Raw genomic sequence first — 22439 nt, 5'->3', positions numbered from 1 at the left:
GCTCATGCCCTCCGGGTCCTCATATGCGGATCCAGCATATCGCGCAGCCCGTCACCCAGCAGATTGAAGCCAAGGACAGTGGTGAAAATTGCGAGACCGGGGAACACCGAGGCCCAGGGGGCGGTACGGATCAGTTCGCGCGCATCGGTCAACATGTTGCCCCAGCTCGGCTGCGGCGGTCGGATGCCGACGCCGAGGAAAGACAGTGCAGCTTCCGCCAGAACCGCGCCGCCGATGCCAAGCGTGGCGATGACCAGGACCGGACCAAGGATATTCGGCAATATCTGGGTGCGCATGATGTTGGCGTCGCTGAAGCCCGCCGCCCTGGCGGCCTGCACGAACCCCTGGTTCTTGAGCGACAAGGTGGAACTGCGGGCGATGCGGCAGGTCCAGGACCAGTTGGTCAGGCCGAGCGCGATCAGGAGACTTGGCAGGCCAGGCCCCAGCACGGCCATGATGGCGAGCGCGAAAACCAGGGACGGGATCGCCAGCATGACGTTCGTCAGCCCATTCACCAGATCATCCCACCAGCCACCGAAATAGCCGGCCGAAACGCCGAGCGCCGTGCCGATGAGCGAGTTAATCAACTGCGAGACAAGCCCCACTGTCAGGGACACCCTCGCGCCGTAAAGGACGCGGGAAAGGACGTCGCGGCCCTGCCCGTCCGTGCCCAGAAGATGCTCCCAGCTCGGGGGCATTTCAGAATTCATCAGGTCCGCGTCGAATATCGGATCATACGGCGCAATCCAGGCAGCGCTGACCGCCGCGACGACCACGACCAGCACCAGCGTCAACCCAAAGGCAAGATTGAAGCGCAGCCGCATGAATCAATTCACCTTGATGCGCGGGTCGATTGCGGCATATGCGACATCGACCAACATGTTGATGATAAGGAACCACAACACGATCACGATAACCGTGCCTTGAACCACGGGTATGTCGCGCACCGACACGCTGTCGACCAGCAGCGATCCGATCCCCGGCCACGAAAAAAGCTTCTCGATCACGATCGCCTGCCCCATGAGCGAGCCGATCTGAAGACCAAGCGTGGTCAGGATCAGCACCAACACGTTTCTGGTGATGTGACTGCGTACCAGACGCGGCTCAGTCAGCCCTTTGGCGCGCGCCGTACGCACGAAATCGGCATTCATCACGTCCAGGACACCTGCGCGAGTCGTTCGCGCCAGCAGCGCCATCGGAGATACCCCGAGCGCAATCGCAGGCAAGATGATGTGCTGGATGCTGTCGGCCTGGTACCCGAAGCTGGGCAGCCAGCCAAGCTGCAGAGCAAAGAAATACATCAGGAGCAGGCCCAGCCAGAATTCAGGAACCGACAGGCCGGAGATCGCCAGTACCATCGTGCTGGTATCGAACAAGCTGCCCGGCTTCAGTGCCGCGATGAATCCGAGGGGAATGCCGACCACTGCGGCAAAACCCATGGCTGCCAGCGCGAGCTTGATCGACGGCCACAGCCGCGGCTCGATCACGTCCCACACCGGCGAGCGGGTCCGGTACGAAATTCCAAGGTCGAAATGCAACAGTCCCCACAGATAGTCCCACAAGCGGACCGGCAGGGGTTTGTCCAGTCCGAACTGTGCATTCAGGTGCGCCATGACATCTGCGTTCGTGGCGTTGCGCCCCTCCGCCATCAGGCTTGATATGAAGCTGCCTGGAACGACGCTGAATATCACGAAGATGATCAGGACGACCGCCAGCAAGGTCGGAATCATCTGCAGCGTGCGGCGAAAGATGAAGCGCAACATCCGCGGGTTCTGCCTTTCAATGGGCGGTCGCTATGGCTGGCGGGACCGCATATGTGGTTCCGCCAGCCACTCAAGACCCGCTATTTGCGCGATGCGGGCGCGCTGTCGTCGACCCAGATATCCTCGTAGTCCTGGATCGCCAGTTCCATGGCGTTCGGCTTCAGCCCATGAACCCAAGGCTGGTAGGCCATGACAGCCTTGTTGTAGTTGAAGAACCAGACCGGCGCCTCTTCCTGCAGCAGGTTGTTCGCCTGCCTGAGAAGATCGTTCTGCTTGGCCGGATCAGTTTCGTTGCCAGCCTGATCGATCAACTTGTCGAACTCGGCATTGGAGAACTTGACGTAGTTGCAGGCGGTCTGAGAGGTCTTCGAATAGAAGCAGGTCAGATATTTCAGCGGATCCGGGCCGGACGAGTTCGACCAGATATAGGCGTCGAAATTGTCCGACAGGATCTTGTCCGACAGGACCGAGCCTTCCACCGGATCGGTCGTGACTTCGACGCCCACCTTGGCCAGCATCGGAATGACCGCCTCGACGATCGGCACGCCCCAGCTTTCGTTCGGGGTGGCGGTAACCGAGAACTTCAGGCCGGTTTCATACCCCGCCTCCTTCAGCAGTTCCTTGGCCTTTTCCGGATCATAGGGATAGGGCTTGGCGTCCTTGTCGAAGGCCGGAGACGAAATCGGCAGCCAGGAAACCGCGGGATAGGCCTTGTTCTTCAGCAGCTTCTCGACGATCAGGTCCTTGTTGATCGCATAGTTGATCGCCTGCCGGACGCGCTTGTCCTTGAACGCCTCGATCTTCGTGTTGAAGCCGATATTGCGGGTGTAGACTTCAGCCACCTCGAGGATGTGGTCCTTCAGCGCCGGATCCTGGCCGTAGGCTTCGTATTGCACGGGACCGAGGACGTTGGCGTCGATTTCACCGTTGCGGAAGGCGACGTCGCGGGCCGCGGCTTCGCCCATCAGCATGATGTCGAGCTTGTCGAGATGCGGCTTGCCCTCCTCATAGTAGTCGTCGAACTTCACCAATTCGACCTTCGAGCCCGGTACATAGTTCGCCAGCTTGAACGGGCCGAGGCCGTTCGGCTTGGAGGCGAGCTGATCTTCCGGATAGTCCTTGGAATAGATCGGTGCATAGTTCGACATCAGGTTCCAGCCTGGATCGGCCAGGTTGATGAGGGTGATCTGGACAGTCCTGTCGTCGATCTTCTTCAGCCCGGAGATGTGGTCGGCCTTGCCTGCCTGGAATTCGGCCACGCCGGCGATCTGCAGCATCTGCTCGGCGCCCGGCAAAGCCTTCTTGGGATCGGCCAATCGGTTGTAGGACCAGATCAAGTCATCGGCGTCGAGCTTGTCGCCATTGTGAAAGGTCGCCTCCCTGAGCTTGTAGGTATAGGTTTTGCCGTCGTCCGACGTCTCGACCGATTCCGCGAGATCGAGTTCGGGTTTGCCGCTCTCCGAATTCCATTTGTAGAGCGAGCGGTTGATCGCCTTGGCGACGATCTCGTCCTGGGTGTGCGGCGTCGCCGTGATGTCGAGCGACGTGATGGAGCCGCCGTAGGGCGCGGTGAACACAAATTTCCCGCCATCCTTTGGAGTCGCGTCCTGCGCGAGCGCGGCAGTCGCCGTGCCAAGCGCAAGCGCCGCCATCAGGCCAAGTCTGGTCAACATGTTAATTTTCCTCCCTGTGTGGTTCGTTGCTCATTCCTATGGAGTCGGGCCAGCCCAGGTGCCCGCCTCAACTTCTGTCATGGACGATGCGCCCATCCAGAATCGTCATCTCACAGTGCGTTTCATGCAGAATTTTCTCGGGCTCGGCAGTCAGGAGATCGTTCGAGAACACGGCGATGTCCGCCAGCATCCCAGGCTCCAGCCGGCCTTTCACCTTCTCCGCGCCCTGGGAATAGGCGCCATGTTCGGTATAGGTGCGCAAGGCCTGTTGTGGCGTCAATATCTCGGAAGCGTCCATCACCGTGCCCTTGTGCGTCTTGCGCGTCAGCATGGCGTAAAGATCCGGGAACGGATTGGGCGAACAGACCGGCGAGTCGCTGCCGGTCGACGGCTTCATCCCCAAACGGTCCCAGGTGGCGATCGGATAGGAAGAGAGCCCGCGCTCGGGCCCTAGAACCGAGACATAGGCATCGCCGAAATCGTAGATGAACGCCTGCTGCGGCGCAGGCAGGATACCCGCCTTGAGCATCCGCTGGTTGATTGTATCGTCGACATAACCGCAATGCTCGATCCGGTGACGGTGCTGGTGTTCCGGATTGGCGGCGCGCACCCGTTCATAGGCGCGGACGAGTTGGTCGATTGCGGCGTCGCCTATGCCGTGGCAGACCATGGTGTAGCCCATTGTCGTGTAGCGATCGACCAACTCGAACAACTGAGCGTCTGGCAGCATTCGGACACCGAAATTGTCAGGCTGGCCGATATACGGCCGGCTCATCCAGGCCGTGCGGCCGCCGGCCGAGCCGTCAGTGAATACCTTGACGCCGCCGATGCGGAACATGTCGCTGCCGACGCCGGTGACGAGGCCCGCGGCATGGCAGGGCTCGACGATGGACGACCCGGGATCGCCCAGAAGTGTTGCCCAGACCCGTACCGGCAGCCGGCCGCTGCGCTCGGCCTGCTGGTAAGCCTCGATTTCGCTCATTCCGTCGACCTGGCCAGTGGCCGCATCCATGCAGGAGGTTATGCCGAACTGCAGCAGGTGCCGGCCGCCCGCCTCGATGGCGTCGATGATCTCTGCGAGAGAGGGTGTCGGCTGGACATCATAGACAAGGTTCTGGGCGTTCTCCGCCAGCATTCCGGTCAGTTGTCCGTTCTCCCGCCCGATAAGGCCGCCATCCGGATCGGGCGTGTCGATGTCGATCCCCGCCAGCGCCAGCGCCAGCGAATTCACGACCGTGACATGGCCGCAGGCGCGCGTGACCGAGACCGGGTGATCGGGCAAGGCAGCATCCAATTCCCTTGCCGTGGGCATCAATCCGTCGGGATAGCGGGTCTGGTCGAATCCGCGCGCCGTTATCCATCCGCCTTTTGGCGTTGCGGCGGCGCGCGCCTGCAATGCGGCAAGCAGGGCTGCGCGTGTCGGCGCGGAATTTGGCGTTGCATCAACCTTGCCGCGCAGGAGCCCTGTCGAGATCAGATGCAAATGCGCATCGTTCAGGCCAGGCATTGCAAAACGCCCCGCCAGGTCGACAACCTTGGTCTTCGACCCGATCAGCGCTTTCATGTCGGTGTTTGAACCGCTGGCCAGCACCTTGTTACCAAGAATCGCAATCGCCTCTGCGGCCGGATTTCCGTAGCCGGTCCAGATTTTGCCGCCGTGCAGAACGAAATCGGCCTGGTTCGTGGAGTTCATGTGCCTTTTCTTATCCCCCAGCGTTCCAAGCGTCGCCAAATGCCGCTCTGCCGTATTCGATAGGCTGCGCAGCAGTTCCTTTGCGTCTGCGACTAATCCGGCGGATCGACGCAAGAATTCGAGATTGTTGCCCTCCGAACGCCGGCTTCGGCTGCCGGCTTGTTCGTTTTGCCTAGGTTGCGGTGTCCGTCGCCGCATGGCCAATTCGGTTTTGGCAATCGCGCATGCAAAATTTGCATAGCTTTGCAACCACAATGAAATATGTTGCCAATCGTGGCTTCGATCGACGGTCGACCGCATCGGAGAGAGGCCGCGTGGAAATCAAATGGCTTGAGGATTTTGTGACGCTTGCGGAAACGTCGAGCTTTTCGCGGGCAGCCGAAATCCGCAACGTGACGCAACCCGCCTTCAGCCGGCGCATCAAGCAGCTTGAAGCATGGATCGGGGCAACGCTCATCGACCGCGCCACCCTGCCGGCCGAACTGACGCCGGCCGGCCGCAATTTTCTTCCGATGGCGCAGGATTCGATCAGGATGTTCTATTCTGTGCGCGAATCGCTGCGCCCGCCTGCGGAGCAGGGACTCGTACGCTTTGCCGCCCTCCACACATTGACCATCACATTCTTTCCGGTCTGGCTGCGGGAGTTGCAGCGGAATACCCGCAAGTTCGGCACATCCTTCATAGCCGACAGGGGCGGCATCGAGGCGAATCTGGCCGCACTGACCGACGGCGAAGCCGACTTTTTCCTGACCTATGCGCATCGTGAGGTGCCGTTTCACCTCGACCGCGACAAATTCCCCTATCTGGCGATCGGGTCGGACCGGCTCATCCCCGTCGCTGCGCCCGAATTGCGCCTCGACCAGTTGCCTGTGCCTGCTGCGGACATCCTGGACAATCCGGGCACGGCGGATCTCGCCCTTCCCTATCTGAGCTACGGTTACAGCTCTTTCTTTGGCGTTGCCCTCGGAAGCCTTTTCTCGAAGCACTCGCCATTCCGACGCCAGACGGTGCATGAAAGCACAATCAGTGCAGGCCTCAAGGAATTGGCGCTGACAGGCGCGGGCATCTGCTGGCTACCGGAAAGTCTGGTCGAGCAAGACATTTCCAATGGCAGTCTTGTAGCCTGCTCAAATGACCGCACCTGGACGCTTGATCTCGAGATCCGGTTGTACCGCAGCTCGGAAAAGACGAGCAGCGCCATGGTGGAAGCGCTCTGGCAGTCCTCCAGGGCACTGTCGGCGACCTAGCCTTTCCACCGTCTCCCGCGGGCCTACGCGTAGCGGTCGTGGCGGCGCACCCACTCCATTCCCTCGGCTTCGTTACGCCCCTTCGGCATGAGGTCGAGCATGGCGTAGGTGCCCATCATCACCTCTACACCGCGGCCGAAGGTGGAATAGGTGTGAAAGACATCACCAGCTTCATCCTTGCAGAAGGCGCTCAGGCCAGGCCATTCCTCGCCGGTTTCCCGCCATTCGCCAAAGTTGTAGTCGATGTGGCCGGAGGCGACCTCCTCGGGCGTGAAACTGACCCGGAAATCGTAGTTGAATGGATTGCCGTTCGAGGACACCCATCTGAACTGCCAGCCCATACGTCTGCGATAGCGCTCAATCTCGGCGAGCGGCGCGCGCGAGATGGCGATCATGGTAACGTCGTGATGCGCCAGATGCTTGTTCATACCGTCGGTGTGATCGGCCATAAAAGAGCAACTCGGGCAGCCTTCCTTCCATCCCGGCGCCAACATGAAGTGTTGCACGAGAAGTTGCGAGCGGCCGTCGAAGAGATCGGCCAGAGCGCGTGGACCATCCGGCGTATCAAACAAATATTCCTTGTCGATACGCACCCATGGCAGGGCGAGCCGGTCGCGCGTGACCTTGTCGCGAAGACGGGTGAGTTCCTTCTCCGCTTGCAGGAAGTCCCGGCGGACGGTCAGCCAGTCATCGCGTGAAACAACAGCGTGTTGCATCGTCAGTCTCCTTCGGTTTGGGTGACGGAAGTGTTGCGGTGCTGCGAACGGGCGGAAAAGAGCTTCAGCCACGGCGATGCGTGAAAGAGGCTCATCAGCAGGTACATCAGGGCCATGTCGTTGATCGGCATGAAAGCCGGGGCGGCGGAGCACATGGCCATGTCCGCCGAGCCGACGGCAGAAATCCAGGCCATCAGTGCAAAGGTCGGGGCGGCGGCGAGCCCGAGCAACGAAGCGGCTTTTTCTTTTCCTGCAAACATCGTCATTTCCAGTCCTGCGGTCGAATTCGCCGTTCCCACGGTTTCGATACGAAGACGCTATCTCGGGCAGAGAGGGAGATGAGAGTTACAAATGTGACGGGATTCAATCGGTGGACCGCAGGCGAACCTGCGGCAATAGCAAGTACTTATCGGTAAGCAGCAGCCATTCGCGGCCGCCCCGTGCGGTCGAAAGGCTTCCTCTGGACTTCGGCATTTCGGCGATCTACAGTCGCGCCTCTGCGAGCCTGAAATTTTCTTCAGGTCTCAGCCCTTCGCACCGCCTGCCGCAACTGTTGCGGTTCGGGCCTGCGCCTCAGCCCTCAATCCAACGCAATCTCACCCCGCAGCGGGAGGAGTTTCCATGGCCAATGCCCGATGCGCCTGTGGCGCGCTTAGCCTGACACTTAACGAACCACCACAATTGACTGCGCTGTGTCACTGTCTCGCCTGCCAGCTGAGAACTGGTGCGCCGTTCAGCGCCAATGCGTTCTACTCGATTGACTGTGTCGAAATTTCCGGAACGTCGACAGAATTCATTCGTACTGCCGAGAGCGGTCGCAAGGTCCGAATGCATTTTTGTCCAACTTGCGGCTCGACCGTCTATTGGAAGGCCGATGCTTCGCCGTCCTGGATCGGGGTGGCGGTGGGTTCATTTGCCGACCCGGCCTTCGGGCCACCGGCCATATCGGTATTCGAGCAATCGAAACACAGGTGGGTGCAGCGTGACGAAACGGTAGAACATTTCCAGGGCCTTCCGGCCGCTGAACCCACGTCACATGCTTAGCTCATACCGCAGGTTCCAATCGCTGCTGGGAGAAAACAGAGGGCAGTCATAGCGTGACATCACACACCGCGTCTTAATAAGCTAGACAAGGCGAAGATTCCGATATCATTATTGGCGAAGGTGAAGGGGTCGGCAGGCACGCGCGAGCGATGCCTGTTGGTAGTTGGCAAAAGCAACCGTACAGCCGTGATTACCCACGGTTGTAAGACAGGGAACCCCAACGATGCCCAATCCAAGCCAGACTAGCAACCAATGGTGGGTCAACGACCAGACCCCGGACAACCCTTACGGCAAGAGCGACGACTACGAGGGCTTTCTCGATTACCTTGGTGCGCTGGGTCGCAGCATCACGCCCGAGATCGCGGCGGGAACGCTGAGGATCAATGTCTCTGAGCTCAATGACCATCCCGATTACAAGGCTGCCGCGATCGGCGCCCTGCAGATGTGGGCATCCGTCACCCCACTGCAATTTGAAATTGTCGACGACGCGCCATTCGATCCCGCAACGGACTGGATGGAGGTTGTCAGCCCTGAGCTGGGCGAGCAGGACGATGGCAGCGCCTATTCAGCCAACCGCTACGTCAGCATCGGTCAGCGTTTCCACGACACGGAGCCCAACAAGACGGATATCGGCGGCTATGTCTTCGATTCCTTCATCCATGAATTCGGCCATGAGTTCGGCCTGAACCATCCCGGCCTCTACAATTACAGCGGTCCCGGCGGCGTGCAGATCAACTATCTGAACAATGCGACCTGGATCTATGATCGTCAGCAATACAGCGTCATGTCCTATTTCGATGGGATCGATGTCGGCGAAGCCAGCCGCTGGTCGGCGTCAACGCCGCTCATGGCCGATATTGAAGCCGTCATCCGCCGCTTCTTCTCGACCGTCGACGAGAACGGGGTGCGCACCTATCAGCATATCGACCTAAACACGGGCGACAACGTCTACGGCTTCGGCAGCACTCAGTATGGCTACCAGCTCACCGCCTCGGGAATGCAGCACGACATCGGTTTTGTGATCCATGACACCGGTGGAACCGACACGGTGGACTTCTCAGGCTCCACGGCGGGCACGATCCTTGACTTGCGCGCCGGACAGTTCTCCAGCGTCAACGGCCATAGCAACAATGTGTCGATCTTTGACGGGCATAACGCCGATGGAACCGACTATTACATCGAGAATGGCATCGGTAGCCGGTTTGATGACGTCCTGATCGGCAATGACGGAGCCAACACTCTGGACGGCCGCGGCGGCGGCGACCAAATGGCTGGTTATGGCGGCGACGATATCTACTTCGTCGATTCCCTCGATGATCTCGTGCGCGAGGAAGCAAATGGCGGGAACGACACCGTCATCCTGCTGTCCAGGGACTTGAGAATCGGGAGAATCGCCAACGTCGAAAACATCATCTACGCTGATGGGTCGACGCCCCAACCGGGAGATGGCGGAGGCGAAACCGCGCCCAGCATCGGCGACAACACGCTGACCTCGATCATCTTCGGCGACAACGGAAACAACACGCTTGACGGCGAAGGCGGCGACGACACGATCTTCGGTCAGGGTGGCGATGACCTCATCATCGGCGGCCGCGACTCGCTCGCCAGCCGCGATATCAACAATACGATCGATGTCGAGGACCTTGAAGACCAGACCGAGAGCGACGACGGCAACGACACGCTCTATGGCGGTGGCGGCAACGACACCATCCTCGGCGGTCAGGGTAACGATATTCTCGATGGCGGCGACGGCGACGATACGCTGAGTGGCCAGGACGGTATCGATATATTCAGGGGTGGTGCCGGCGTCGACACGGTCGACTACAGCAGGGAGAGCCCCTTCCAGCTGCTCGTCAACCTCGCCACGAACGTTGCCAGCGGCGGTACCGCCTCGGGCGACACCTTCTACAGCATCGAGAACCTGATCGGGTCCGATGACCGCATCGACCGTTTCATCGGCACGTCCGCGGCCAATCATTTCTGGGGCCAGGGCGGCGGCGATTATTTCAACGGCGGCGGCGGCAACGACATACTGGATGGCGGCAATGACGGTGACATCATCTACGGTGAAGCCGGCAACGACACCATCATCGGCGGCGCCGGCCAGGACTATCTGGATGGCGGCGCCGGCATCGATACGGTCGTCTACGAGGGCAGCTCCGCGGGTGTGACGATCGATCTCGCCAATGGCACGGCCAACGGCGGCGACGGTGACGGCCCGGTGCAGATCGTCGGGCGCGGCACCACTATCCGCCACGACATCCTGGTTGGCTTCGAAAACGCCGTCGGTTCATTTTTCGATGACCATCTTATCGGCGACGCCCGGGCCAACGAACTGTCCGGCGGCGCGGGCGACGACACGCTGACTGGCGGAGGCGGCGCCGACATATTGAAAGGCGGCGCCGGCAGCGACACGGCGGACTACGCTGATGCAACGAGCGGCGTGAGGCTTTCACTCGCTGGAGGCAGATCCGGCGGAGATCGATACGTCTCCATCGAAAATCTCGCCGGTTCGGGCTTCAACGATCGGCTGACCGGTGACGGCTCGGTCAATGTGCTGACCGGCCAGGGCGGCGCGGACAGGATCGACGGCGGCGGCGGCGATGACACCCTGCTCGGCGATTTCGCCTATCAGGGCGACGCTCCACCCCGCCCGGGCATGGGCACCGGCTACGCCACGCTCGGGCCGGATGCGACGAACAACTCGGTCGCAACCGCCTTCGACATCTCCAACAACTTCTCGCTGGCCGAGGATCCGGACATCTTCGATTCGACGACCGTCCTTCACACCACCGTCAACGCCACCGGAAATGGCCAAGGCGGATATTACAAGGTCAACCTGGCGGCCGGCACGATCATCACGATCGACATCGATGGAATTGCCGATCCCGATGTCCATGACAGCTGGGTCAGGCTGCTGGACAGCGATGGCAATATCGTCGCCCAGAACGATGATGGCGGCGGCGACCCCGGCTCCACCAGCAACCGGGATTCGAGCACGGTCTTCGTCGTTCAGGAAACCGGAACCTATTATATTCTGGAAGGCAGCTGGTCGCCTGATACGCCGGGCGATGGCTGGACGGAAGCCGTGCCGGAAGGCTCGGAATATGAGGTGAACGTATCGGTCGAATTCCCGCCGGCACCGGCTCAGCCGGGCGTTTCGGGTGCCGACACGCTCAACGGCGGAGCCGGCAGCGATCTCCTGGATGGCGGGCTGGCGGCCGACACACTGACCGGAGGCGCGGGTGAGGATTCCTTCCGCTTCTCGACAGAGCTTGGGAGTGGCAACGTCGACTGGATCAAGGACTTCAATGTCCTCGAAGACTTGATCCTGCTGGACAGCCTCATCTTCGAGGACGCGGGCGGTGACGGCGCTCTCGCCTTGGGCGCGTTCCACAAGAGTGCATCGGGTGTTGCTCATGATGCCGACGACCGCATGATCTACGACACCGACGATGGAACGTTGTCTTACGACGCCGATGGCTCCGGAGACGGTGTGGCCATTCAGATTGCGCAACTGAGCACAAATCTGAATCTTTCGGCAGCAGACTTCATTATCACCTAGCTCGTTACCAGGAGGGGCGCTTAGAGTGCCCCTCCTGTCCGGCGCTGGTCACTTGAGCATCGGCGTAGGCACCAAACGACAAGGGAGAGTGTGCGATGAAGCGCCCCACCGACCGCCGTACCATATTAATGGCCGCCGGAGCGGCGGCTGTCGCTGCGGCCGCCGGCACAGTCGCGGCTGCGCAATCGACGGATATTCGCGGCGCAGTCACGTTCGAGGGTGGCGCGGTTGTCCCGAAGGGGCATCTTGAGATTTATCTCGAGGACCCGGCCATTCAGGATAGTGCGCGGCGTCGGGCCGCGAAGACGCGCATCGAAAGCGCCGGCAAGTCGGAAGCGATAGAATTTTCGCTGTCCCCGCCCGCAAGCTCGGCTGCTTCGCCGACACTGCGGATCGTCGCGCGCCTTGAGCGCGCGGATGGCTGGCTGCTCGCACGTGGCAGCGCACAGGTCGAAACGGGTTCGCCCGTTTCGGTCACACTCAACACGGTCATGTATTGAAGAGGCTAAGGCCAATGGCCGAGGCTGTTCAAAATTGAGGCGAAATAGGTAGTGAAGGCAGCAATTCGACTTCCGGGGAGAGGCGATATCCTGGCGAAACCCTTCAAGACCGACAGTCGAAAGCTGTTTAACCTTTGCTCTGTTGAGCATATTCTATCAAAATCAAGTTTTCACGAATCTACGGCTTCCCGCCGGCAGCCTTTTTCGGATATGACTTCGCAGGGTGGCAGCGGATTTCTGCCCAATGGAGCCGCGTCGGACATAACTGCTTCCGGTATCAAGACGCCCTATCCTGATTGCGAGCTTGCATGAAGTCGAAGCCATCGCCGCAGATTACGCTGGCCGGAATTCTGTCGTCGTTCCGACGTGCTTTTTCGGGCATTGTCTTGATGAGCGGGGTCGTGAACGTGCTGGCCCTGACCGGTTCGCTCTTCATGCTGCTGGTCTATGACCGGGTCGTCCCGGGCCGCAGCGTGCCGACGCTGGTCGGCTTGGCGGTGTTTGCCGCGATGCTGTTTACCTTTCAGGGCGTGCTGGAGTTGATCCGCTCTCGCCTCATGGTGCGGCTGGGTCAGGGGCTGGATGCAAAGCTGAGCCCGTCGGTCTATTCCGCGCTCATGCGCTTGCCGCTGCGCGCCAAACTTCCCGGCGACGGACTGCAACCCTTGCGGGATCTGGACCAAGTCCGCTCCTTCATCGGCAGTGCCGGACCGACCGCGCTGTTCGACCTACCATGGGTGCCGCTCTATATCGGCATCTGTTTCATTTTTCATTTCTGGATTGGCGTTACCGCGCTTGCCGGCGCCGTTGTGCTGTTCGCACTGACGCTCCTGGCCGAATTCCGGACCAGCGGTCCGACAAAGATCGCCGGACAGCATGCGGCCGTCCGCAGCACGATGGCGGAAGCGACAAGGCGCAATGCCGAAGTCATGCAGGCCATGGGTTTTGGCGGGCGTATCGCCGAGCGGTGGTATACCGTCAACGCCGACTACCTGAACGCCCATGCGGCAGCGAGCGACGTTGCGGGAACGCTTGGCACTATTTCCAAGATACTGCGGCTGATGCTGCAATCAGGAATCCTGGCGATCGGCGCTTATCTGGTCATCCAGCAGGAGGCGACCGGGGGCATCATGATCGCAAGCTCGATCATGATGGGCAGGGCGCTGGCTCCGATCGAACTGGCGATAGCGCATTGGAAGGGTTTTATCTCGGCGCGGCAAAGCTGGGCGCGCCTGAAGCAACTGTTGTCTGCGCTGCCGGAAGAGGTAACCAGCGTAACCCTGCCCGCGCCTGTCAGCGCATTGGCGGTAGAGACTATCAGTGTCGCGCCGCCGGGCGAACGGACGCCGGTGGTTTGGGATGCAAATTTTACGCTGGCCAAGGGATCGGGCCTGGGGGTCATCGGCCCGAGCGCTTCCGGCAAATCGTCACTGGCGCGCGCGCTTGCGGGTGTCTGGCTGCCGGCGCGGGGCGCCGTACGGCTCGACGGCGCGACGCTTGACCAATGGCCGACCGACGAGTTGGGCAAACATATCGGCTATCTGCCGCAGGATGTGCAGCTGTTTGACGGAACGATTGCGCAGAACATCGCCCGCTTCGATCCGGATGCGTCATCCGATATGGTTCTGGCGGCATCCAAGGCCGCCGGCGTGCATGATCTCGTCGTGCATCTGGCCGACGGGTACGACACAAGGATTGGCGAGGCTGGCGCCACACTGTCGGCGGGGCAACGGCAGCGTATAGCCCTTGCGCGCGCGCTCTATGGTGATCCGTTCCTGGTTATCCTCGACGAGCCCAATTCCAATCTCGACGCCGAGGGTGAAACGGCCCTCTCCGCCGCCATCCAGGGCGTCAGAGACCGCGGCGGCATCGTCGTCGTCGTCGCACATCGACCCAGTGCCCTGGCCAATGTTGATACGGTGTTGATGATGGCCAATGGGCGCGTGCAGGCCTTCGGTCCGAAGGATGAGGTGCTGAACAAGGTTCTCCGGGCAGCAGCACCGCTGAAGGTCGTTGCCGCCACGGATAGAGCTGGCCCGGCATGAGCAGCAAGGACAAAACCACCTCGCATTATAGGCAGGTCCGCCGCTATCTAGTGGCCGGGGTTGCTACCTGTCTGCTGCTTGTCGGAGGTGTTGGCGGCCTGGCGGCAATGACCAAGATGTCGGGTGCCGTGATCGCTTCCGGCCGGCTGGTGGTCGATTCCAATGTGAAGAAGGTTCAGCATCCGACAGGCGGCGTGGTCGGCGAGATCAGGGTGCGTGAAGGCGACCGGGTCAAGGCGGGTGATATTCTGGTGCGCCTGGATGAGACGACAACGCGCGCCAGCTTGGCGATCGTCTCAAAAGGTCTTGATCAGTTCTATGCACGGCTGGCGCGCCTGGAGGCGGAGCGCGACGGCAAGGACAAGATCAGCTTTCCGGACGTTTTGACAACGCGACGCGGCGAAGCCGGTGTCGCCGCATCGATGGCAGGAGAACAGTCGCTGTTCGATTTCCGGCACCAGGCGCGATCTGGCCAGCGATCGCAATTGCGCGAACGGATCGCCCAGTTGACGGAGGAGACTGCCGGACTGACAGAGCAGCGGCAGGCGAAACGCCGCGAGATCGAGCTGATCCAGGTCGAGCTGGAAGGCGTGCGGGACTTGTGGAATCGCAAGCTGGTGTCGATCGACCGCATGACGGAGCTGGAACGGGACGCGGTGCGGCTTGAAGGCGAGCACGGGCAGTTGACGGCAGGAATTGCGCAGGTGAAAGGCCGTGCGGCGGAGATAGAGCTGCAGATTATCCAGATCGACCAGGATCTTCGCAGCGAGGTTGCGACCGAGTTGCGCGAAACGCAGGCAAAGATCTCCGAGTTCGTCGAACGCGAGGTTGCTGCGAAGGACCAGTTGAAGCGCATCGACCTGCGCAGTCCGCAGGATGGCGTGGTGCTTCAGCTGGCCGTGCATACGGTCGGCGGGGTAATCACGCCCGGCGAGCAGGTGATGCTGATCGTACCGATAACAGACGACCTGACCGTCGAGGCGCATGTCGCACCGCAAGATATCGACCAGGTGACGGTGGGCCAGAATGCGATTTTACGCCTGTCGGCGTTCAATCAGCAAACCACGCCGGAACTGACCGGGACGCTGTCGCGGATCTCGGCGGACCTCACGACCGACGAGCGCACCGGAACAAGCTTCTATATTGCGAGGGTGAAGCTGCCGAAAACGGAGGTCGCCAAGCTGCGCGGGCTGGCGCTGGCGCCAGGCATGCCGGCTGAGGTGTTCTTTCCGACGGGCGACCGAACGATGCTTTCCTACCTGGTGAAGCCGCTGTCGGATCAGATCCAGAAAGCATTCCGGGAAGAATGAAGCCTGGCCCTGCGAGCGAGCCGCAGGGGTTTTGCCATTCCGCTGATGTACTCCAAGCACCGCATCGTCATTCAGCCGCAACAGTAGCGGGATATCGTCAGCAAGGCCCCACACTTGGATTCGCTTTGTGAACCCCACCGCGACAAGGCTCATTGACGCCTGCGAGCAGCTTCTGTGCAAGATCGGCAGCATCGAGGAATTGACGGCGCGGCGCGTCGCCATGGTCGCCGGCACGACCCCGTCGTCGGTGAGCTATCATTTCGGCTCTCAGGAGCAACTCGTCATCGCCGCCGCCGAGCGCGTCTACAAGCGGCTCAACGCGGAGCGGCTGTCGCTGCTGAACTCGGCTGCCCAGCGCGCATCGCCCAATCCGCCGGCGTTGGAAGATATCATCGCCGCGCTGATCGGCCCCTCGGTACGCTGGAGCTTGGAACCCGGCTCGAAATATCCGGTGCTCTCGCATTTCACCTCGATGGCACAGCGCAGCCGCGATCCCGAGCTTTACCGCTCGATCATCGAGGGCATCGAGCACCATCGCGTCTTTATTCCCTATTTCCGCCTGCTGGCGCCTTGGCTGAATGAGGCGGAGATCGGCTGGCGCATAAGCTGTGCGCTAGGCATCAGGTCTCAAGTCACGCGCAGCCGGCTGCGCAACGAGGTCTTGGCCAACCACGCGATCGATTTTTCCGACGCCGAGGAGGTGATCGCGCATATCGTCGATGTCGTCGCGCCGATGTTCCGCAAGGCTTCGTGACCGTCAGATGCTTGGACACCTGATGAATATCCACAGGTTCGAACACCGTTCGACTACCGTCATCCAAACGATATAGCCGGTAGATATTCAACCGCCATCGCTGAACCGAAACGGGATCAGGCAATGGCATCGATCGAGATCCGCTCCGTTCGCAAACTCTACGGCAAGACCCCCGCCGTGCGTGGCGTGGACCTTTCCGTGGAAGACGGCGAATTCGTTGTCGTCCTGGGTCCCTCCGGCTGCGGGAAGTCGACCCTGCTGCGCATGATCGCGGGACTCGAAGATGTCAGCGCCGGCGAGATCGCCATCGACGGGCGCATCGTCAACGACGTTGAGCCGGCCCATCGGGGCTGCGCCATGGTGTTTCAGAACTATGCTCTCTATCCGCATATGACAGTCGCGCAGAATATCGGTTATGCGCTCAAGGTTTCGGGCGTCTCGCGCCAACAGCGCGAGCAGCGGGTGGAACGCATCGCCGCCACGCTCGGCCTTGAAAATCTCCTGGCCCGCAAGCCGTCGGAACTGTCGGGCGGGCAGCGGCAGCGTGTCGCCATGGGTCGCGCCATGGTCCGATCGCCGGGTATCTTCCTGTTCGACGAGCCGCTCTCCAACCTCGACGCCAAGCTGCGTATCCAGATGCGCATCGAGATCAAGCGGCTGCATCGCGAGCTGCGCACCACCAGCGTTTTCGTCACGCATGACCAGGTGGAGGCGATGACGCTCGCCGACAAACTCATTGTCATGAACGACGGGCTGATCGAGCAGGCCGGTAGCCCCTCTCAGGTCTTCCGGCAGCCCCAGAGCCGCTTTGTCGCCAATTTCCTGGGTTCGCCGCCGATGAACTTCCTCCCCGCCATCGTCGATGGCAACGGCCGTGCGCGGGTCGCGGGCGATCTGGTACCCTGGTCGCGCCTCGTCTGGGATTTGCCGGCCGGCACAAAGCTCGACCTCGCCTTCCGTCCTGCGGCAGCCCAATTGGCGTCCGGGCCGATACAGCCGGGCATGCTGCCGTTCGCCGTCGAGATGGTCGAGGACCTCGGCAGCGAGTTCCACTTCCATGGAACGACCGCCGGCACTTCGATCGCGGTCGCAACGCCTGTAACCACCGAACTGCCGCCCGAGCCCTTCGCCATCACAGTTCCAGGTGAAGCCGTGCATGCCTTCCTCGCCAGTGATGGCAGCCGGGTGGAGCCCCGACCGATCAGCATCAAAGTCACTGAAACCTCCGGAGCAGACGCATGTCCCGAGAAGTCACTTTCGTTCATCTGACCGATCTTCACATTGGCGATCCGGCCGTCGACGACCATCTGTTCAGCAATACGCAGGAGACGCTGAAGCAGGTTCTGGCGCTCGTCGCCACGATAGAACCCAGGCCGAGTTTCCTTGTCGCAAGCGGCGATCTCGCCAATCGCGGCGATGCTGAAAGTTATGCGATCCTCAGGCAGATCATGCAGGCGACCGACCTGCCGGTCGTCTACGCGATCGGCAACCACGACACCCGCGAAGGCTTTTATGCCGGCATGGGTATCGAGACCATGGCGACCGATGCGCCCTATTTCCACGACCGGGTCATAGACGGCATCCACATCGTCACGCTGGACTCCAGCACGCCGGGTTACATCGGCGGCACGATCGAAGAGGAGCAATTCGACTGGCTGGCCGGCGTGCTCGACACGCATCCCGACCTGCCGAAGCTGATCGTCTCGCACCATCCGCCGGCACTTGACGAGGAACCGGACGTCGCCCACTGGCGCCACATCGCCTGCGAGCATTCCGTCCGCCTCGGAGAATTGCTTGAAGGCCGCGATATCGTCGGCATCCTGAGCGGCCACATCCACCACGACCGGGTCTCGGTCTGGAACGGTGTGCCGGTGGTCGTGGGCATGGGCCAGCACGTTGCGACCGACATCCTGCGCAACGACGTACTGCGCATGGTGCGCGGTTCCTCCTTCGCGATCGGCACCATTCGCAAGAGCGGTTTGTCGGTAGCCTTCGTGCCGCTGCCGACCGACCGTGCCGAACTCAACGTCTATCCACTGGAACTGCTGCGCCAGCGCGCGGCGGCGGTTCCCGTCGCCGCCGAATAAGCCCATCCACTCCTGAGAGGACACTTTCCCATGATCCGCAGACAATTCGTCGCGCTCGCCGTCTCGACCTGCCTGTTCGTGGCCGGCAACATCGGCATCGTCCGCGCGCAGATGGCAGACAGCGTCACCGAGCCCGTGACCATCTCGTTCTACAACTACAATCTCGCCAGCGCCGGCCTCGGTCGCGACGCGACGCTCGAACTCATCGCCGCCTTCGAGAAGGCCAATCCGATGATCAAGGTCGAGCCGATCGGCGTCCCGTCGAACGAGGTGCTGAGCCGCGTTCAGGCCGATATGGTCGCCGGTCAGGAGGTCGACGTCGCGCAGCTTGTCTTCCGCGACCTGATCTATGCGGCCGAGCAGCTCGGCGCTCAACCGCTTGAGGATATCGCCGGCGGGGAACTGGCCGCCCATGCCGAAGGTTTCATTCCTTCCGGCCTCGCGCTTGGCGAAGTCGACGGCAAGACCTACGGCCTGGCCTACGTCTTCTCGACCCCGATCATGTTCATCAATCGCAACCTTTTCCAGCAGGCCGGCCTCGATCCGGACCAGCCGCCGCGCACGTGGGAAGAGGTCAAGGCCGCAGGCAAGGCGATTGCCGAGAAGACCGGCAAGCACGGGTTCTTCCCCGGCGCCTACGGCCCGGCCGACGGCACCTTCGTCTACCAGTCGATCGTGATGTCCAACGGCGGCAAGGTCCGCGAGGGCGACACGCTCACCTTCGCCGAGAAGAACCAGGCCGATGCCGTGGCCATGCTGCGCGACCTGGTCGATTCCGGCGCTCACGCACGCATCGACGCCGCCGCACCCGTCGACACGTTCCAGTCCGGTAATCTCGGCATGCTCCTCTACACCACCGCCGTGCTCAGCAGGCTTGAAACCGCGGCGGCGGGTAATTTCGAGCTCGGCCTTTCCCCGATGCCGGCCTTCGGCGAAAAACCAACGGCGCCGACCAATTCGGGATCGGCGGTCTTCATGTTCTCGCAGGATCCGGTGAAGCAGCGCGCGGCCTGGGAACTGATGAAGTTCCTGACCTCCGACGAGGCCTACACGGTGATTACCAGCAAGATCGGCTATCTGCCGTTGCGTCCGGGCATCGTCGACGACGAGCGCTACCTCAAGGGCTGGATCGAGGCCAACCCGAAGTACCGCGCCAATCTGGAGCAGCTTGGCCGATTGACGCCCAACGTCGCCTTCGGCGGACCCAACTACCGCCAGGTCGAGAACATGATGAAGGACGCAGTTACCGAGGCCGTGTTCGGCAGCGGCGACCCGCGCGAGGTGCTGCGTGCCGCCCAGCAGCAGGCGCAGCCGCTGATGACCACCAACTGATCGTCCGAGGCCCGTGCCGGGGCAGCATGTCCCGGCACCAACCTTGCTGATTGCAATGACCGACGCAGCCCTCTCCGCCAGCTCCATTTCCGCTCGAAGCCTGCCACGGGTCAGGCTCCGCGTTGCCGAGCCATGGCTCTATCTCGCGCCGGCGCTCGCGGTTCTCGTCATATGGACCTATGTGCCGCTGCTGCAGGCTTTCGAGCTGTCCTTCTACCAGTGGAACATGCTGCCGCGGTCGCAGCCGCGTTATGTCGGGCTCGACAATTACATCAACCTTCTAACGCTGCCGGACATGCAGCAGGCCGCGATCAACACGGTTCTCTACACGATCGGCCTGCTGCCGCTGTCGGTCGGCCTGCCGCTTGTGGTCGCCCTGCTCACTGCCCGGCTGCGCGGCCCGCTGCGCAATCTCTACCGCGCGCTGATCTTCGTGCCGATGATCGTCGCGCCCATTGTGGCGGCTATCGTCTGGCGCTGGCTCCTCAACGAGGACCACGGCCTTGTGAACGCCTGGCTCGACGGGATGGGTATCGGCACGGTCGGTTTCCTGCGTGACCCCGACGTGGCATTGTGGACGCTGGTCTGGATCACGGGCTGGAAACTGCTCGGCTTCTCGACACTGCTGTTTGCGGCAGCCGACAGCGCCATCAATCCCAGCTACATCGAGGCGGCACGCATGGATGGCGCAAGCCCCTGGCAGATCGTCCGCGACATCCGCCTCCCCTTGCTTTCGCCCACGATTTTGCTTCTGACCATGATGACGATCCTGTTCGGCGCCCAATGGAGCTTCGTCTACATCAACGCGTTGACCGGCGGCGGACCGCTGCGCTCCACCTCCAATGTCTATTTCGTGATGTGGGAATATGGCTTCAAGACCATGGCGGCCGGCTGGAGCACCGCTGCCGGCGTGCTGGTGTTTGCCGTCTTCGGGCTCATTGCGATCGCCTGTCTGGCGCTGATGAAGAGGCTCGCCGTCTATGACGAATAATGCGCGCATCGGGCGCGCCGGTGCCCACGCTGTGATGATCGGCCTGTCGGTTCTCGCCATCTTCCCGGTCTACTGGATGTTCCAGACGTCGTTTCGCCCGCAGAACGAGATCTTCTCCACCAGCCTTTGGCCCGCGGCACCGACGCTCGACAACTATCGTGACGTGATGACGGCGATGCCGATCTTCGCGATCCTCTGGAACACTTTCAAGATGGCCGCCGCCACCACCGTCGCGCAGATCGCCACCGGCCTGCTCGCGGCATGGGCGCTGGTGCGGTGGCGCTTTCCTGGTGGTCGGCTCGCCCATTCGCTCATCGCGCTTTCCTGGCTGGTGCCGTTCCAGGTGGTGATGATCCCGAACTATGTGCTCGCCACTAGGCTCGGGCTGCTCGACAGCATCACAGGGCTTGTCATCCCGAATGCGGCGGCGGCGTTTGCGGTGATCGTCCTCTACAATGCGATGCGCGGATTTCCGCGCGAAGTGATGGAGGCCGCGCGCATGGATGGAGCCGGCAGCTTCCGTACTTTGATCGAGGTGGTTATCCCAAACCTGCGCGCGCCGATCGCGTCGATCTCGATCCTCTGCTTCATCTCGGCCTGGAACGACTATTTCTGGCCGCTGCTGCTCATCCGCAAGATCGAGAACTCCGTGGTCCAGATCGGGCTGCAGTTCTTCATGACGCAGGAGGGCAACGACTGGGGCCTCCTCATGGCTGCCGCAACGCTGGCCTCGCTGCCGATCCTTCTCATCTATCTTGTCCTGCAAAGACAGGTCGTCGACTCCTTCATGAAATCCGGTATCCGCTGATGACTTCCCCGTACGAGCGCCACATCCGCCTGACCGGCGCCCACAACGTCCGCGACCTTGGCGGCTATGCCACAGTTACGGGGGGCACGACCCGCTGGCGATCCTTCCTTCGGGCCGATGCTCTGCACGATCTCACCGCCGACGACGTGGAGGCGTTGCTGACGCTCGGCCTGCGCACCGTCATCGACCTGCGCAGCGACGCAGAGATCGCGCGCCAACCCAGTGCCTTCGCCGGCCATGAGACGGTGCGCTATCACCACATCCCGTTGTTTGATGATCTCGCTCCCGTCGACGCCATGATGCTCGAAAAGGATTCGTTCGACCTCTCCTCCCGCTATGTCGACGCAGCCGACCGTTGCCGGCCGGCAATCGCAAGAGTGGCAGCCACCATCGCCACGGCAGGGACAGGCGTGGTGCTTTTCAACTGCACGGCGGGCAAGGATCGCACCGGCATCGTCGCCGCGATGCTCCTGTCACTGGCCGGCGTCGACAGTGAGAAGATTGCGGCCGACTACGCGTTGACGGCGAGCATTGCCGGCACACTGATGGAGAAGCTCAAGACGCATGCCATGGCGCGAGGTCTCGATGAGTTTGTGTCGAGCCGGCTTCTTTCCAGCGAGCCTGCGGCGATGCTGACCTTCCTGCGTCACATGGAAGACCACTATGGCGGCTTCCAGAATTATCTGGCCGATGGAACTGCCGAGACGGACATCGTCCATTTGATCGAAAAACGGATACTGGCAGAGCAGCTTATGTCCCAACCGGTCGTCAACAATTCCTGAGATGGCCCGCGTTCTTTATCGTCGATGGTTCTGTAGTGGCTTTCTCGCCTACTCGATCACGCCAGATACGACCGCAGGGAGCCAAAGGCTGGCGGACGTGGAAAGGATGCCCGACTGTGACGCCGGGCA

General features: G+C 61.5%; 19 protein-coding genes. 13 read left to right on the top strand and 6 right to left on the bottom strand.

Annotation, left to right across the window (positions count from 1 at the left end; genetic code table 11):
- Window positions 1–2: 2 nt before the first annotated feature.
- The 4 genes from OHD58_RS10465 to OHD58_RS10450 form a co-directional block, all read right to left on the bottom strand.
- Complete coding sequence (locus OHD58_RS10465) at window positions 3–824, bottom strand: ABC transporter permease (RefSeq protein ID WP_263803182.1); 822 nt, start codon at window positions 822–824, stop codon at window positions 3–5.
- Between the two features lie 3 nt (window positions 825–827).
- Window positions 828–1763 carry an ABC transporter permease gene (locus OHD58_RS10460; protein ID WP_263803181.1) on the bottom strand — a complete coding sequence of 312 codons (936 nt, stop codon included), beginning with the start codon at window positions 1761–1763 and terminating at the stop codon, window positions 828–830.
- 80 nt (window positions 1764–1843) lie between these two features.
- Window positions 1844–3436, bottom strand: a complete 1593-nt coding sequence (locus OHD58_RS10455; RefSeq protein WP_263803180.1) for an ABC transporter substrate-binding protein — start codon at window positions 3434–3436, stop codon at window positions 1844–1846.
- 67 nt (window positions 3437–3503) lie between these two features.
- The gene (locus tag OHD58_RS10450) at window positions 3504–5129 is read right to left on the bottom strand and encodes an amidohydrolase (RefSeq protein ID WP_263803178.1); all 1626 of its coding nucleotides are present in this window, start codon (window positions 5127–5129) and stop codon (window positions 3504–3506) included.
- Window positions 5130–5443: 314 nt separating this feature from the next.
- Between OHD58_RS10450 and OHD58_RS10445 the strand changes: the two genes are divergently transcribed.
- A complete protein-coding gene (locus OHD58_RS10445; RefSeq protein ID WP_263803177.1) occupies window positions 5444–6376 on the top strand; it encodes a LysR family transcriptional regulator in 933 nt (310 codons plus the stop codon).
- Window positions 6377–6399: 23 nt separating this feature from the next.
- Here the strand turns inward: OHD58_RS10445 and OHD58_RS10440 are convergent, their stop codons facing one another.
- A complete protein-coding gene (locus OHD58_RS10440; RefSeq protein WP_263803176.1) occupies window positions 6400–7092 on the bottom strand; it encodes a DUF899 domain-containing protein in 693 nt (230 codons plus the stop codon).
- Window positions 7093–7094: 2 nt separating this feature from the next.
- A complete protein-coding gene (locus OHD58_RS10435) occupies window positions 7095–7358 on the bottom strand; it encodes a hypothetical protein (RefSeq protein WP_263803175.1) in 264 nt (87 codons plus the stop codon).
- Between the two features lie 355 nt (window positions 7359–7713).
- Here OHD58_RS10435 and OHD58_RS10430 point away from each other — a divergent pair, with 355 nt between their 5' ends.
- From OHD58_RS10430 to OHD58_RS10375, 12 genes are all read left to right on the top strand, one after another.
- Window positions 7714–8136 (top strand): GFA family protein, encoded by a 423-nt coding sequence (locus tag OHD58_RS10430; RefSeq protein WP_263803174.1) that lies wholly within the window; start codon window positions 7714–7716, stop codon window positions 8134–8136.
- Window positions 8137–8359: 223 nt separating this feature from the next.
- Window positions 8360–11701, top strand: coding sequence for a M10 family metallopeptidase C-terminal domain-containing protein (locus OHD58_RS10425; RefSeq protein WP_263803172.1), 3342 nt, complete (start codon window positions 8360–8362; stop codon window positions 11699–11701).
- Between the two features lie 95 nt (window positions 11702–11796).
- Window positions 11797–12201 (top strand): hypothetical protein, encoded by a 405-nt coding sequence (locus OHD58_RS10420; RefSeq protein ID WP_263803171.1) that lies wholly within the window; start codon window positions 11797–11799, stop codon window positions 12199–12201.
- Between the two features lie 308 nt (window positions 12202–12509).
- On the top strand, window positions 12510–14246 hold the full coding sequence (locus tag OHD58_RS10415; RefSeq protein WP_263803170.1) for a type I secretion system permease/ATPase: 1737 nt from the start codon (window positions 12510–12512) through the stop codon (window positions 14244–14246).
- Window positions 14243–15556 carry an HlyD family type I secretion periplasmic adaptor subunit gene (locus tag OHD58_RS10410; protein ID WP_263803168.1) on the top strand — a complete coding sequence of 438 codons (1314 nt, stop codon included), beginning with the start codon at window positions 14243–14245 and terminating at the stop codon, window positions 15554–15556. Before OHD58_RS10415 ends, OHD58_RS10410 begins: the two co-directional genes overlap by 4 nt.
- 127 nt (window positions 15557–15683) lie before the next feature.
- A complete protein-coding gene (locus OHD58_RS10405) occupies window positions 15684–16310 on the top strand; it encodes a TetR family transcriptional regulator (protein ID WP_263803167.1) in 627 nt (208 codons plus the stop codon).
- Between the two features lie 123 nt (window positions 16311–16433).
- Window positions 16434–17579, top strand: a complete 1146-nt coding sequence (locus tag OHD58_RS10400; RefSeq protein WP_263803166.1) for an ABC transporter ATP-binding protein — start codon at window positions 16434–16436, stop codon at window positions 17577–17579.
- A complete protein-coding gene (locus OHD58_RS10395; protein ID WP_263803165.1) occupies window positions 17549–18397 on the top strand; it encodes a metallophosphoesterase in 849 nt (282 codons plus the stop codon). Before OHD58_RS10400 ends, OHD58_RS10395 begins: the two co-directional genes overlap by 31 nt.
- A 30-nt stretch (window positions 18398–18427) precedes the next feature.
- On the top strand, window positions 18428–19729 hold the full coding sequence (locus OHD58_RS10390; RefSeq protein ID WP_263803164.1) for an ABC transporter substrate-binding protein: 1302 nt from the start codon (window positions 18428–18430) through the stop codon (window positions 19727–19729).
- Between the two features lie 55 nt (window positions 19730–19784).
- Window positions 19785–20720 (top strand): carbohydrate ABC transporter permease, encoded by a 936-nt coding sequence (locus OHD58_RS10385; RefSeq protein WP_263803162.1) that lies wholly within the window; start codon window positions 19785–19787, stop codon window positions 20718–20720.
- Window positions 20710–21528, top strand: a complete 819-nt coding sequence (locus tag OHD58_RS10380) for a carbohydrate ABC transporter permease (protein ID WP_263803160.1) — start codon at window positions 20710–20712, stop codon at window positions 21526–21528. Before OHD58_RS10385 ends, OHD58_RS10380 begins: the two co-directional genes overlap by 11 nt.
- Window positions 21528–22310, top strand: coding sequence for a tyrosine-protein phosphatase (locus OHD58_RS10375; RefSeq protein ID WP_263803159.1), 783 nt, complete (start codon window positions 21528–21530; stop codon window positions 22308–22310). The genes OHD58_RS10380 and OHD58_RS10375 overlap by 1 nt, the downstream gene beginning before the upstream one ends.
- Window positions 22311–22439: the final 129 nt, after the last annotated feature.

This window comes from Mesorhizobium sp. ZC-5 (assembly GCF_025753855.1).
Taxonomy (GTDB): domain Bacteria; phylum Pseudomonadota; class Alphaproteobacteria; order Rhizobiales; family Rhizobiaceae; genus Neomesorhizobium.
This window is presented reverse-complemented; position numbering and strand designations above follow the sequence as displayed.

What these genes read in the sequence shown, in the direction of transcription:
- OHD58_RS10465 (WP_263803182.1), bottom strand. Translation starts at nt 824, where the DNA reads ATGCGGCTGCGCTTCAATCTTGCCTTTGGGTTGACGCTGGTGCTGGTC.
- OHD58_RS10460 (WP_263803181.1), bottom strand. Translation starts at nt 1,763, where the DNA reads ATGTTGCGCTTCATCTTTCGCCGCACGCTGCAGATGATTCCGACCTTG.
- OHD58_RS10455 (WP_263803180.1), bottom strand. Translation starts at nt 3,436, where the DNA reads ATGTTGACCAGACTTGGCCTGATGGCGGCGCTTGCGCTTGGCACGGCG.
- OHD58_RS10450 (WP_263803178.1), bottom strand. Translation starts at nt 5,129, where the DNA reads ATGAACTCCACGAACCAGGCCGATTTCGTTCTGCACGGCGGCAAAATC.
- OHD58_RS10440 (WP_263803176.1), bottom strand. Translation starts at nt 7,092, where the DNA reads ATGCAACACGCTGTTGTTTCACGCGATGACTGGCTGACCGTCCGCCGG.
- OHD58_RS10435 (WP_263803175.1), bottom strand. Translation starts at nt 7,358, where the DNA reads ATGACGATGTTTGCAGGAAAAGAAAAAGCCGCTTCGTTGCTCGGGCTC.
- OHD58_RS10430 (WP_263803174.1), top strand. Translation starts at nt 7,714, where the DNA reads ATGGCCAATGCCCGATGCGCCTGTGGCGCGCTTAGCCTGACACTTAAC.
- OHD58_RS10425 (WP_263803172.1), top strand. Translation starts at nt 8,360, where the DNA reads ATGCCCAATCCAAGCCAGACTAGCAACCAATGGTGGGTCAACGACCAG.
- OHD58_RS10420 (WP_263803171.1), top strand. Translation starts at nt 11,797, where the DNA reads ATGAAGCGCCCCACCGACCGCCGTACCATATTAATGGCCGCCGGAGCG.
- OHD58_RS10415 (WP_263803170.1), top strand. Translation starts at nt 12,510, where the DNA reads ATGAAGTCGAAGCCATCGCCGCAGATTACGCTGGCCGGAATTCTGTCG.
- OHD58_RS10410 (WP_263803168.1), top strand. Translation starts at nt 14,243, where the DNA reads ATGAGCAGCAAGGACAAAACCACCTCGCATTATAGGCAGGTCCGCCGC.
- OHD58_RS10400 (WP_263803166.1), top strand. Translation starts at nt 16,434, where the DNA reads ATGGCATCGATCGAGATCCGCTCCGTTCGCAAACTCTACGGCAAGACC.
- OHD58_RS10395 (WP_263803165.1), top strand. Translation starts at nt 17,549, where the DNA reads ATGTCCCGAGAAGTCACTTTCGTTCATCTGACCGATCTTCACATTGGC.
- OHD58_RS10390 (WP_263803164.1), top strand. Translation starts at nt 18,428, where the DNA reads ATGATCCGCAGACAATTCGTCGCGCTCGCCGTCTCGACCTGCCTGTTC.
- OHD58_RS10385 (WP_263803162.1), top strand. Translation starts at nt 19,785, where the DNA reads ATGACCGACGCAGCCCTCTCCGCCAGCTCCATTTCCGCTCGAAGCCTG.
- OHD58_RS10380 (WP_263803160.1), top strand. Translation starts at nt 20,710, where the DNA reads ATGACGAATAATGCGCGCATCGGGCGCGCCGGTGCCCACGCTGTGATG.
- OHD58_RS10375 (WP_263803159.1), top strand. Translation starts at nt 21,528, where the DNA reads ATGACTTCCCCGTACGAGCGCCACATCCGCCTGACCGGCGCCCACAAC.